Genomic DNA, 13,170 nt, shown 5'->3' with positions numbered 1-13,170 from the left:
ACAGGCACAGTCACCGCCCACATTGAGCGGTATTTACGGTAAGCAAAAAGCCCCGCTCAAGAGCGGGGCTTTTCAGTTGCACACGAATAGCGCTGTGAACTTAGCGCAGACGATGGGCCAAGCGGTAGAGCAATGGCAAAACCAGCAGCGTCAGCACGGTTGAAGACAGGATTCCGCCAATCACCACCGTCGCCAGAGGGCGCTGAACTTCTGCGCCCGTACCGATGGCAGTGGCCATTGGAATAAAGCCCAGAGACGCAACCAAAGCAGTCATCAGCACCGGCCGCAAACGAGTCAACGCGCCTTCACGAATAGCCTCGTCCAGCCCCATGCCGTTCTCACGCAAACTGCGAATAAAGGAAATCATCACCAGGCCGTTGAGTACCGCGACACCCGACAACGCAATGAAACCCACCCCCGCAGAGATCGAGAGCGGAATATCACGCAGCCACAAGGCCATGATCCCGCCGGTCAGCGCGAAGGGCACGCCGGTGAATACCAGCAGGCCATCTTTGACATTGCCGAACATCATGAAGAGCAGCGTGAACACCAGCAGCAACGAGACCGGTACGACAATCTGCAGGCGCTTGGCTGCCGACTGAAGCTGCTCGAAGGTGCCGCCCCAGGTCGTCCAGTAGCCTGTAGGGACGCTAACCGCCAGGGCGATCTTGCTCTCGGCCTCGGCGACAAAAGAGCCAATATCGCGGCCGCGAACGTTGGCGGTGACCACCACGCGACGCTTGCCACTTTCACGGCTGATCTGGTTCGGCCCCGGTGCGGACACCACGCTCGCCACATCAGCCAGGCGCACAAACCCTGGGCCATCCAGCCCATCGCCATTGGCCAGACGAATAGGCAGCTGCTGGATCTTGTCGACATCATTGCGCCACTCGTCCGCCAGGCGAACTTGGATATCGAAACGCCGGTCACCTTCAAACAGTGCACCCGCCTCGCGCCCGCCGATGGCGGTGGAAATGGCGTCCTGAATCTCCGAGACATTCAAACCGAATCGTGCGGCTTTCTCACGGTCGATTTGTACGCTGAGCATCGGCAGACCGGTGGTCTGTTCGACCTTCACATCAGCTGCTCCTGGAATACCCTCCAGCACCTCAGCGATTTGCTCGGCGGTCTCGTTCATCACATCCATGTCATCGCCAAACACTTTCACTGCGACGTCACTGCGTACGCCGGAGATCAGCTCGTTGAAGCGCATCTGAATGGGCTGAGTGAACTCATAGTTGTTGCCGGAAACCTGTTCAACCGCCTCCTGCATCGCCGCAACCAAATCGGCTTTGCTGCGATCAGGATCGGGCCACTGGTCGCGCGGCTTTAGCATGACAAAGTTGTCCGCCACGTTCGGCGGCATTGGATCGGTTGCGACTTCAGCGGTTCCAAGCTTGGCGAACACCGTATCAACCTCGGCAAAGGATTTGATTCGTTGTTCGAGTTGCACCTGCATTTCAATTGCTTGCGAAAGGCTAGTGCCAGGAATACGCAGGGCATGCAAAGCGATATCGCCCTCATCCAGGCTCGGCACGAACTCACTGCCCATCCGCGAAGCAGCTAAACCAGAAAGCACCATGATGACTGTCGCAATGGTCAGCACTAACGGCTTGCTGACCATGACCCAATCTAGCAACGGCGCGTAGCCTTGCTTGACCCAGGCCATTAGCCGATTTTCTTTTTCACTGACGTTGCCATTGAGGAACAGTGCAACAGCTGCCGGGACGAATGTCACCGAGAGGATCATGGCTCCGAACAGGGCTGTCACCACGGTGAACGCCATTGGGTGGAACATCTTGCCTTCCACGCCGGTCAGCGCAAATATCGGCAGGTACACCACCATAATGATCAGTTGGCCGAACAGCAGTGGACGACGCGCCTCCTTCGACGCCGCGAACACCTCATGGAAGCGCTCATTACGGGTCAACGTTCGGCCTGCTGCGGCCTGGGCGTGAGCCAAACGACGCACGCAGTTCTCTACGATCACCACGGCACCATCGATGATGATGCCGAAATCGAGTGCGCCAAGGCTCATCAGGTTCGCGCTGACCTTGTTGCTGACCATGCCCGTAAAGGTGAACAGCATCGACAGCGGAATCACCATTGCGGTGATGAGGGCCGCCCGAATGTTACCCAGGAACAGGAACAGGATAGCGATAACCAGCAGAGCGCCTTCGATCAGATTCTTCTTCACCGTATTGATGGCCTTATCGACCAATACAGTGCGGTCATAGACCGTCTTCGCTATGACTCCTTTCGGCAGGTTGCGATTGATCTCCTTTATGCGCTGGTCGACAGCCTGCGATACATAGCGGCTGTTCTCACCAATCAACATAAAGGCAGTGCCGAGCACCACCTCCTGGCCGTTCTCAGTAGCGGCACCGGTGCGCAGCTCCTTACCCAGGCCAACCTCGGCCACATCACCGATGCGCACAGGAACACCATCGGTGTTCTTGATGATGATGTTGGCGATGTCAGCGATATTGCCGACTTGTCCCGGAGCGCGGATCAGGTACTGCTCGCCGCTGCGTTCGATGTAGCCCGCACCAACGTTGGCATTATTGCTCTCCAACGCAACCACAATGTCCTGCAGGCTGAGGCCATGTGCGACCAGGCGCTCCGGCTTGGGTGAAACCTGGAACTCCTTGGCATAACCGCCAATGGTGTTGATCTCGGTAACACCTTTGACGGTTCGCAGTTGCGGCTTGACGATCCAGTCCTGAATCTCACGCAGATCCATCGGTGTATAGGTGCTGCCATCCGGCTTCTTCGCACCGTCTTGCGCCTCGATGGTCCACATGTAGATCTCGCCCAGACCAGAAGCGATTGGCCCCATGCTCGGCGACAGATCACTGGGTAGATTTCCACGCGCTTCCTGTATCCGCTCATTCACCAACTGACGAGCGAAGTAGATGTCTGTGCCGTCTTCGAAAATGACGGTGACCTGCGACAACCCGTAACGTGAGATTGAACGCGTTTCCTGTAAGTTGGGCAGCCCAGCCATTACCGATTCAATCGGAAAGGTCACGCGTTGCTCGGTTTCCAGTGGCGAGTAGCCCTTTGCCTCGGTATTGATCTGCACCTGCACGTTGGTGATGTCGGGAACCGCATCAATCGGCAACTTCTGGTAGCTGTAAACACCCAACGCTGCCATGCCGAGCACAGCCAGCAAGACTAGCCAGCGCTGGTCGATGGCGAAGCGAATTAATCGTTCGTACATGTCAATTTCCCCTAAAGCGCAGCATCACCGCGCTCTCCAGTACGGATGCGCAATGCGTCGGTCAAAGGGGCCACGGCGACGATTCCATCACCGGGTACACCTGTGTGGGCGGCCTTCTCGATGGCATGGACGATCTCATCGGCAACTTCTTCTGAACAGAACGCCAGCAGCACGAGATGCTGATGGGCGTCGGGGTTCCACTCGTCGGCGATGTAGCTGTGATCCTTGCCGTGGCCACGTGGATGACCATGGGCGGGCAGGATGGTAAATCCAGGCAGGTGTGGCAGTGCATGCAAAGCTTGCTCGACGGCCTCAAGCCGGATCGGGCGAAAAATAGCTGTAACTTGTTTCATAGCTCGACTCCGAATTAGTGGTCATGGCTCGCGCCGGCTTTGCCAAGCTCAGCTTTGATCAGGAAGCTGTTCTTCAGCGCGTATCGATCGCCCGCCTTCAGACCCGAGATAACCTCGACGAAGCGGCCGTCGGATTTGCCCAGCTCAAGAGGCCGAGCTTCTAGCTGGTTATCGAAGCGGCCGAACACTACCTGCCAATCGCGAACGGTCTGGATCGCTTCGACCGCTACTGCAACGGGAACGTTGTTCTCCTCGGCAATCACCTCGACCGTCACTGGCAAACCAGGCCGCCATAGCCGATCTGGGTTAGCTAGCACGATGCGAGCAGTCGCTGAGCGGGTTTGCGCCCCAACCAGAGCGCTGACATAGGAAATGGAGCCCTTAGCCGTGGCGGCGAATGCGCTGGAGCTCACGACAACGTTTTGCCCTTCGGCGATTACGCCCAAGTCTTTCGCCGCGACGGTTGAGTCCACCCATACGGTCGACAAATCCGAGACGGTAAAGACTGCGGAATCCTCTTTGAGTACTTCACCAACAGAGATGCTTTTGCTGGTTATCACGCCATCGATAGGGGCACGAATCTCGAATTCGGTGAGATTCTGGCCTTTGGCCGGTGCACCGCCCAGCGAAGCGATTTGTTGCTGGACGCGCTGCACTGCGATAGCAGCTTCCTGCATGGCAACTTGCGCCTGCAGGAAGTCCTGCTCGGCGGAAATCTTCTCTTCCCACAATTGCTTTTCACGTGCATAGGTCGTGCGGGCAAGCGCAGAGCGTTGCTGGGCGGCCAGTAGCTCGCCACGCAGTTCGGCCAGCGCCTGGCTGGAGATTTTGGCCAATACCTGACCCTTGCTGACCGTATCGCCAGCACTAACCGCCACCGAGTCGACGCGCCCGGCAAGTTGCGGGGTCACCTGAACCGTGCGGTCACCGTTGTAACGAACCTCGCCGAGCACTTGCAGCGTGGAGGCGATTTTCGCGGGACCAGCAGTGGCGAGCGTGACGCCACCCTGCTCAAGCTGCGCATCCGTCATGGTCACGCGGCCCTCAACCTGCTCGTAACCGAACGAATAGCTCTTGCCACTGTGCGTGGCGCTGATGGAAACCTGGAATGAATGCGGCTCTACAACCGCGGCATCGCCACGTAGGTAGTTATTCTCTTTGCTGAAATTGATGATTTGCGCAGGTTGGCCAAGACGCAACAAGGTCACTTGCACCGTGCTTTCAGCAGGATTTAGAAGCTTGCCGTCCAGGTAGGTATAGAGCCTGAACTGAGGCTCTACGCCCTCCTCAAAAATCGTCACTTCAAGCGCATAATCACCCTCGGTGAAAAGCTTGCCGCCATGCTCGCCCTTGGTGGGTTCTACAGTTTCATGGTGCTCTTTATCTGCATGCTCATCGGCCTCTTCATGCTCGTCGGCCGAAGCCTCCCCGTGGTGCTCGGGATCTGCGTGAGCCGATACATCCTCATGACTCTCATCATGGCCATGGCCTTCCTCCCCGGACTTACCAGGGCTACCACTTAGAATCAGGCCCGCCACGGCTAAACCGATGACGACAACAGCCACAATCATCAGCCACTGCTTTCTGGGAGTTGTTGATGCCATTGGTAACTCCAAATTATCAAAAGTATTGAATTTGATTCATGCCCAGGCGGCGACTAAACGCGCTCAATAAACATGCAGCCGCCAGGAAAGCAGGCGAGGCTTCATGTCGCATGACGCGACCGTCTAAGGCGTTATGTAGGTGCGCAGAGATGCTTATTTTTTGAATTCGATGTTGAGTTGGGAGCCGTAAATCTTCTCCAAGCTCACCCAGGCCGAGATAGCTTCATCCAGGGTATTCAGGTACTGGGAGCGCATGCTTACGAGGGTGCGCTGAGCATCGAGTACATCGATAAAGGCAAACTTGCCCATCTCGAATCCACGTACTGCGCCCTCTACTGCTTGCTGCGCGGTCGGCAGCAGTGTGCCGCTGATCGAGTCGACTTCACTTCTAGCGCTTTCCCACTGCTCAAATGCCTGCTGGGCTTCCGCGCGCAGGCGGAGTTCTGCGGCATTGCGCAAATCCCGCGCTTGGTCAGCTCCTTGAGCAGCGGCCAGCACATTGCCTTGGTTACGGTTGAACAACGGAATAGGCATCGACAAGCCGAGCAAATTGACGCGCTCGCCAAGCCCTTCGTCGTATTGGCTGCCAACACTGACGGTGAGGTCTGGAATGCGCTGCGACTTTTCGAGTTCCAAGGAAGACTCGGCACGCTGGATGTGCGTGCTGGCCAGCCGTAGGTCCGCTGTATCTGTTATGCGTGCAAGCATCTCAGCCTGCGACGGCAGGTACGGCAGGCGCTCAAGATCACCCTCGACATGCGCGAAGTTCGGTGTCTCGGCACCCGTTATGAGCGCCAGTTGCTTGTAGGCATTGCTTTGATTGAGGCGTGCGCGATTCAGCTCCAGTTGAATTTCCGAAAGCTGCACCTGAGCACGCGAAATTTCGATTGGCGAAGCCTTGCCGGCCTTTACGCGCCCTTCGACCACCTGAAGTCCGCGACGGGCAAGGTCTAACGACTGAGTGGAAAGCTGCAGTCCTTCCTGGGCACGCAGGGCTGAGTAAAAGGCCTGGATGACCTCAGCGCGCAAGATGTTTTTCTTACGCTCCAGATCAATCGCCACCGCGTCCTGATCACGCTCAGACACATCAATACGCGCGCTACGCTTGCCGCCCAGCTCAATTGGCTGAGATACCTGAATGCTGGTAACGCGCGACTCACTGCGCGTGTCCTCAACGCTCCAGGACAACTCAGGATTCGGGATCAGCCCAGCTTGAGTACGAGCACCTTCGGCAATACCTGTATTCCATTGTGCTGCAGCGAACTCCTGGTTCTCAGTGAGCGCTTGCGCCAACGCCTCATCAATCGTTATTGACTGCCTTGTTGATTCGGCAGCAGTTGTTGGAACTGGAGCAATTAACAATGCAGCCAGTAGCCCTGATAACACACAGAACTTACCTACTCCAACTCCATGTCCGGCCATTGTTTTTACATGCACTTAAAAGTCCTCCGCAGAACTAACTCTGCTGGAATATAATGAAGGCCTTTATATTTATTAATCCCGAGGGATATCGAGGATCATTACTTGGGAAAATAAGTAGAAAGCCAATTCCCGGCAGAATGTAGTGCTCCACGCCTATCAGCAAGGTGACTGGAAAATTACAAATACGTTATCCAGCACCTTTCCAAGTAGGCCTGTATTAGTATTGGCAGCGCTCAAGAGAGCAGGCGATTTAGCGCCCAGCAACAACTAGAAACAAACACAGTTAAATAGCGGTTGCCTCGCGTGTAGCGCCCCGGGCAGCCCTGCCAGTCAAAAGTTGGGGGTTTTGGATAAGGGCAAGTACTGCGACACGTTGTCGCTTAACACCTTGGAGCCATGCGAAATAGGCATTACAGCTTGACCCTAAAGCCGCTTCAGGCTTTAGCCTTGGAGCAACCTGAAAAGCCGTAGGTCATATCCGTGACCGCCGATGAAAGAATTAAAACCACTCCGCAGCCACAACAAAAGAATATCTAAAAAATACTGGCTGCACATTTTAAGGTGAATTTTTATGCGAATCCTTATTGTCGAGGACGAGCCCAAGACTGCCGAATACTTACACCAAGGTTTAAGCGAAAGTGGCTATGTAGTTGATAAGGCAGCCACTGGCGTGGACGGTCTCCACCTTGTTAGGCAACACGCTTACGACTTGGTAGTGCTTGATGTAAACCTGCCTGAAATTGATGGCTGGGGCGTGCTTGAGCATATACGCAGTAACAGCAGTACACGCGTGATAATGCTGACTGCACGCGGGCGCTTAGTGGATAAAATTAAAGGCCTGGATTTGGGGGCAGATGATTATTTAGTCAAACCGTTCGAGTTCCCTGAATTACTTGCGCGAATTCGTACATTGCTACGGCGAAGCGAGCAAATTCCAGTACCGGAAGTGCTGCGGGTAGCCGACCTTGAGCTTGATCCGGCGAGGCACCGCGCGTTCCGTGGTGAGCAGCGCATCGACCTGACCACTAAAGAGTTTGCGTTGCTGCACCTACTGATGCGCCGCTCTGGGGAAGTGCTATCGCGCACCCAGATCATTTCGCTGGTCTGGGATATGAATTTTGACTGCGACACAAACGTCGTCGAAGTCTCCATCCGCAGGCTACGCGCCAAAATTGATGATCCGTTCGATAACAAACTGATCCACACCCTCAGGGGTGTTGGGTACGTGCTTGAGGAACGGGCATGAAGCCGGCCAGTCTATCCATGCGCCTTGGCCTGTCGGTCAGCGTGATGGGGGCGGCACTGGTTGTTCTGCTAGCGGCACTCGCCTACTTCGCGCTTACCCATGAGCTGGACTCGTTGGCCAAGCAGAGTCTTGACGGCAAACTGGAGCAGATTCAGCACAATCTCGCCGAAGACATGAGTGCACATGCAATTGCCCAGCAACCTCACGAGTTGCTGGATCTGGTCATGGGGCATGACAACCTGCACCTGACGATCTACGGGAAAAAGTCAGGCACCAAATTACTCCTGAATCTGGGTGAGAAATCCAGGGAGCCCATTCTTGCCAACATACCAGCAGGCGATACCCCTAGTTACCAAAGCTGGTCGGATACTGAGGGAAACAACTTCCTGACCGCATCCAAGGTGATGCTGCTCAACGACGGCGACCACGTCAGGGTCTTACTCTCAATTGATCGATCTGCCGACGAAGCACTGCTCAGTGCCTACCTCAAGTCAACACTGATCGCACTCCCTCTTCTGCTCGCGCTGATTGGCATGGGCGCATGGTGGATCGTGCAGCGAGGCCTTTCTCCGCTCCGGCAATTTCGCCAGGTTGCATCGCTGATCTCCACACAGGATCTGACCCACCGAATTTCCGTGGATAAGCTTCCACAAGAACTCAGCGCGCTGGCCCACGGCATCAACTTCATGCTGCATCGACTTGATGGCGGCGTTCAGCAGCTATCGCAATTCTCTGATGACTTGGCCCATGAGTTGCGTTCGCCCATCACCAACCTGATGGGCAAAGCCCAGGTAACTCTCTCCAGAGAGCGTCCGCCAGAGGAATACAAAGCCGTACTGGAGTGCTGTACAGAAGAGCTTGAGCGCGTCACCCGGATTGTTTCCGACATGCTGTTTCTCGCTCAAGTCAGCCACCCGGCGTCCCTGGTTCCCTTCGAGAAGATTGCCCTAGAAGATGAGGCAAGACGCGTTGTGGATCTGTTCAGCATCTCCGCGGAAGAGAAGCAGATCAGCCTGAGCATTGTCGGAGCAGGCCTAACCTTCGGTGATCGGCTGATGGTGCAGCGCGCGATTTCAAACCTGTTGTCCAATGCGATTCGACATAGCCCCATCGGCGCAAACATTTCGTTGCTGATCGAAAAGCACAGCGAAACCGTATCGTTCTCGGTGGAAAACCCCGGGATTGGCATTCCCGCACAACACATCCCTCATTTGTTCGAACGCTTCTACCGTGTCGATACCAGCCGCTCTCGTGCCGAAGGTGGAACAGGGCTTGGCCTGGCAATTGTTCGCTCGATCATGAGCCTGCATCAGGGCACGGTCGAGGTCAGCAGCCTGCCAGGCAGCTTCACCGTGTTCCGTTTGATCTTCCCCAAAGTCCGCAATGGTTCCTCGACCTAGACCCTGCAGGCGTACAGGCATAACGACCAGCCGAAGATTGGCTGCAGAGGAACCCGCCCCTATTCGGAGAGCACGGCATACAGCGACGGCTCCCCGATATGCCAACCCCCTGAGCATGGAGAAACAACAATGAAGAAGACCCTCTTGGCAGTCGCGGTGAGTACTGGGGTACTCAGTCTTAGCCAGCCAGCCTCCGCTGAATTTTTTGCAGACAGCAAAGCCGGTCTGGAAGCGCGTAACTTCTATTTCAATCGCGACTTCCGCCAAGACTCAGCCAGCCAATCAAAGCAGGAGGAATGGGCCCAGGGCTTCCTGCTGCGCTACGAATCCGGGTTCACCGAAGGGACAGTCGGCGTGGGCATCGACGCCATCGGCATGCTTGGCCTCAAGCTGGACTCCAGCGCCGATCGCTCAGGCTCGGGCCTGCTCAAGCGCGATAAAGAAGCACCTCGTGCCGCGCAGGATGAATATGGCGAGATGGGTTTAACCGCGAAGCTACGTGCTTCGAACAGCGTGCTGAAATTAGGCACGCTGCAACCCAAGCTGCCAACCGTCCAAGCGAACGACTCGCGCCTACAGCCACAGACCTTTCAGGGCGGACATCTCAACTCGCTGGAGATTGACGGGCTTACCTTTGATGCAGGCCAGCTCAAGCAAGTAAGCCAGCGCGACTCCTCCGATAGCGAAGACCTCAGCATTACCAGCGGCTCTGCCCGCGCTATCAGTGGCGGTGGAACCCAGACGAGCGATGAGTTCAGCTTTGCCGGGGCGACCTACAAATGGAACAGCAACCTGACCACTGGCTACAACTACGGCAACCTGGACGAGTTCTACAAACAGCATATTTTCACTGTCCTGCATACCTTGCCGCTAGGTGACAAGCAGTCGCTAAAAACTGATCTTCGCTACGCCCGCTCCACCGATGAAGGCAACAGCAACGTCGACAACAAGGCATTCGGAGCAATGTTTACCTACGCCTTTGGTGGCCACGCCCTCGGTGTTGGCTACCAGAGCATGAGCGGAGACACCGGCTACGCCTACATCAACGGCACCGATCCGTTCCTGGTCAACTATGTGCAGATCGGCGACTTCGCCAACAAAGACGAAACCTCATGGCAGGCCCGCTATGACTTCAACTTTGCCAGCGTTGGCATCCCTGGCTTGACGTTCATGACCCGTTACCTGACTGGTGACAATATTGATCTAGGCGCAGGCAGCGCCGATGGTAAGGAATGGGAGCGCAATACTGACATCGCATATGTCTTCCAGGACGGTGCGCTGAAAAACCTGGGYGTKAAATGGCGCAACGCCACACTACGTTCAACCAAYTTCGGCAACGAYGTTGAYGAGAACCGCCTGATCGTTAGCTACACACTTCCGCTGTTGTAATCATCAAACCTCAGCGCGGAACTAGTAGTCGAGTGCCGCGCTTAGAACCGCCCGCGCTGATAAAGTGATACTGCCGGAAGTTCAATTCCAAACATAAAGCTCCTCCCTCCATCAGATTACAAATAAGTAATCCTGCTGCGATCCTGGCGTTAGGTTCGTCTCGTTAAGCTCAAAGTACATGCATTTTGCTTGGCACGAGCTTTGATCGCCCCCCATGTTCGACCCTCTCACCATCGACCACCAACTAGCACAGATTTTCTTGACCAGCGCGCGCTGCGCCTGCTTTAGGCAGGCTGCACGCAGCCTAAACTTACATATCGTGCCGATGCGCAAAAAACTCAGGAAGCTGGAGGCAACTGTAGGTACCCCGCTATTCCTTTATAAAGGACGCGAGCTCAGCCTGAGCGCAACAGGACGTGAATTACAACAACTACTGATCCAGAAATTCGGTGACCTGCATCCAGAGGACGTCAGTGTCCAGCGAGCTCTGGTACGTCTTGCGGTGCCGACGGCACTGCTCACCGACCTGCTGGCCCGTGATTTGATCTCCTGGCTGCGTAATGACGCGGCCGTGAGACTAGAAATCATCCCACAGGAGGGCGAGCCCGAGAGGCTGGCAGAGGTCATGATTTGGATCACCGATCCCGGCACGCCAAGACCGACTCCAAGCTTTGCAATGACAACACCATTGATGCTTGCACGAATTCCCTATCGTGCCCATATGGCCAAACGTTATGCGGGTAAACGCCTACCGAGTTCTGTAGCCGACCTCAAGGATTTCATGCTGGTTCAGCTCGCGGGAAACACAACGGTTGACAGTTTCGAACCATGGAATCAGCTGATCCGTCAGCGCCAAAGCGCGGTCATTCAAGTGCATTCACAAGAGTGGGTCGTTGACTTGCTGCGTAACTCCTCCTGCATTGGCCTGCTACCTGGCTACATCTCCCATGTAGACCGTAACCTGCTGCCCCTTGACGAGTTATTCGAGACTGCCTTGGAACGGGTGGTCTGGATTTCAACGTCCCCGCTGGCAGCAGAGCAATCAGAAGTGCAGACACTGGTATCGCTCATCTACAAAGCCTTTGAAGATCGCCACAACTGGTTCACTCAGTAGCCCTGAGTAGTCCACAAGCAGCTAATTCACCAAATAGTCATCTCGCTGAAACAAACAAAAGTTTCCACTCCTGCATTGAAACCCTCGCCCTGTAAGGCTTTCATTCGCCCTCTCGATCATTGAAATAAAAATGTCATCGAAAGTATGTGCAAGTGTAATACGCCTACCCGAGCCTGCCCCACGTCTACCACACATGTTTTCGACGAGGATAATTACATGCTCATTGCTACCCCCAACTCTCAATGGCTTAACCGAGTCACGTGCGGGCTCCTGCTGAGCGCTGGAGGACTCGGTCTCAGTCAACCAGCGGCAGCTGATTTTTTGGCAGATAGCAAAGCTGGTCTGGAAGCGCGCAACTTCTATTTCAATCGTGATTTCCGCCAAGACTCAGCTAGCCAGTCAAAGCAGGAGGAATGGGCCCAGGGCTTCCTGCTGCGCTACGAATCCGGCTTCACTGAAGGGACAGTCGGCGTGGGTATCGACGCCATCGGCATGCTGGGTCTCAAGCTGGACTCCAGCGCTGATCGTTCAGGCACGGGCCTTCTAAAACGCAACAAAGAAGCACCTCGTGCAGCGCAGGATGAATATGGTGAGATGGGCTTAACCGCGAAGCTGCGCGCTTCAAACAGCGTGCTGAAACTGGGCACGCTGCAACCTCGACTGCCAACCGTCCAAGCAAACGATTCGCGCCTGCTGCCACAGACCTTTCAAGGCGGGCACCTGAATTCGCTGGAGATTGCCGGCCTGACCTTCGATGCCGGCCAGCTCAAACAAGTAAGCCAGCGCGACTCATCCGATAGCGAAGACCTCAGCATTACCAGCGGCGCAGCCCGCGCTATCAGCGGCGGCGGAACCCAGAATAGCGATGAATTCAACTTCGCCGGAGCAACCTACAAGTGGAACAGCAACCTAGCCACCGGCTACAACTACGGCAATCTAGACGGTTTCTACAAGCAGCATATTTTCACGGTCCTGCACACCTTGCCGCTAGGTGACAAGCAATCGCTGAAAACTGATCTGCGCTACGCTCGCTCCACCGACGAGGGCAACAGCAACGTCGACAACAAGGCATTCGGGGCGATGTTCACCTATGCATTTAGCGGTCACGCACTCGGTGTTGGTTACCAGAGCATGAGCGGAGACACCGGCTACGCCTACATCAACGGCACCGATCCGTTCCTGGTCAACTATGTGCAAATCGGTGACTTCGCCAACAAAGACGAAACCTCATGGCAGGCCCGCTATGACTTCAACTTTGCCAGCGTTGGCATCCCTGGCTTGACGTTCATGACCCGTTACCTGACCGGCGACAATATTGATCTAGGCGCAGGCGGTGCCGATGGTAAGGAGTGGGAGCGCAATACTGACATCGCCTATGTCTTTCAGGACGGTGCGCTGAAAAACCTGGGCGTTAATTAA

9 protein-coding genes are annotated in these 13,170 nt (G+C 55.5%); 5 read left to right on the top strand and 4 right to left on the bottom strand.

Annotated features, from left to right (window positions below):
• Positions 1 to 100 precede the first annotated feature (100 nt).
• The 4 genes from INS93_RS23905 to INS93_RS23890 all read right to left on the bottom strand — a co-directional run bounded on the left by INS93_RS23905 (position 101) and on the right by INS93_RS23890 (position 6,602).
• On the bottom strand, positions 101 to 3,223 hold the full coding sequence (locus INS93_RS23905; protein ID WP_045733420.1) for an efflux RND transporter permease subunit: 3,123 nt from the start codon (positions 3,221 to 3,223) through the stop codon (positions 101 to 103).
• A gap of 11 nt (positions 3,224 to 3,234) precedes the next feature.
• Complete coding sequence (locus tag INS93_RS23900) at positions 3,235 to 3,576, bottom strand: P-II family nitrogen regulator (RefSeq protein WP_045733421.1); 342 nt, start codon at positions 3,574 to 3,576, stop codon at positions 3,235 to 3,237.
• Between the two features lie 14 nt (positions 3,577 to 3,590).
• Positions 3,591 to 5,180 carry an efflux RND transporter periplasmic adaptor subunit gene (locus INS93_RS23895; protein ID WP_045733422.1) on the bottom strand — a complete coding sequence of 530 codons (1,590 nt, stop codon included), beginning with the start codon at positions 5,178 to 5,180 and terminating at the stop codon, positions 3,591 to 3,593.
• A gap of 153 nt (positions 5,181 to 5,333) precedes the next feature.
• Positions 5,334 to 6,602, bottom strand: coding sequence for a TolC family protein (locus INS93_RS23890; protein WP_045733423.1), 1,269 nt, complete (start codon positions 6,600 to 6,602; stop codon positions 5,334 to 5,336).
• A gap of 571 nt (positions 6,603 to 7,173) precedes the next feature.
• On the opposite strand from INS93_RS23890, the gene INS93_RS23885 reads away from it, so the two are divergent.
• The 5 genes from INS93_RS23885 (at position 7,174) to INS93_RS23865 (ending at position 13,170) form a co-directional block, all read left to right on the top strand.
• A complete protein-coding gene (locus INS93_RS23885; protein ID WP_017675714.1) occupies positions 7,174 to 7,848 on the top strand; it encodes a heavy metal response regulator transcription factor in 675 nt (224 codons plus the stop codon).
• On the top strand, positions 7,845 to 9,248 hold the full coding sequence (locus INS93_RS23880; RefSeq protein ID WP_045733424.1) for a heavy metal sensor histidine kinase: 1,404 nt from the start codon (positions 7,845 to 7,847) through the stop codon (positions 9,246 to 9,248). Before INS93_RS23885 ends, INS93_RS23880 begins: the two co-directional genes overlap by 4 nt.
• A gap of 129 nt (positions 9,249 to 9,377) precedes the next feature.
• Positions 9,378 to 10,637, top strand: coding sequence for an OprD family porin (locus INS93_RS23875; protein WP_192985786.1), 1,260 nt, complete (start codon positions 9,378 to 9,380; stop codon positions 10,635 to 10,637).
• A 214-nt stretch (positions 10,638 to 10,851) separates the two neighbouring features.
• Positions 10,852 to 11,751 (top strand): LysR family transcriptional regulator, encoded by a 900-nt coding sequence (locus INS93_RS23870; RefSeq protein WP_017679356.1) that lies wholly within the window; start codon positions 10,852 to 10,854, stop codon positions 11,749 to 11,751.
• Between the two features lie 216 nt (positions 11,752 to 11,967).
• Positions 11,968 to 13,170 carry an OprD family porin gene (locus tag INS93_RS23865; RefSeq protein WP_319017573.1) on the top strand — a complete coding sequence of 401 codons (1,203 nt, stop codon included), beginning with the start codon at positions 11,968 to 11,970 and terminating at the stop codon, positions 13,168 to 13,170.

This window comes from Pseudomonas sp. EggHat1 (assembly GCF_014892995.1).
Lineage (GTDB): Bacteria > Pseudomonadota > Gammaproteobacteria > Pseudomonadales > Pseudomonadaceae > Aquipseudomonas > Aquipseudomonas chaetocerotis.
Note: the sequence above shows the minus strand (reverse complement) of the source record. Positions and strands in the feature narration are given on the sequence as shown.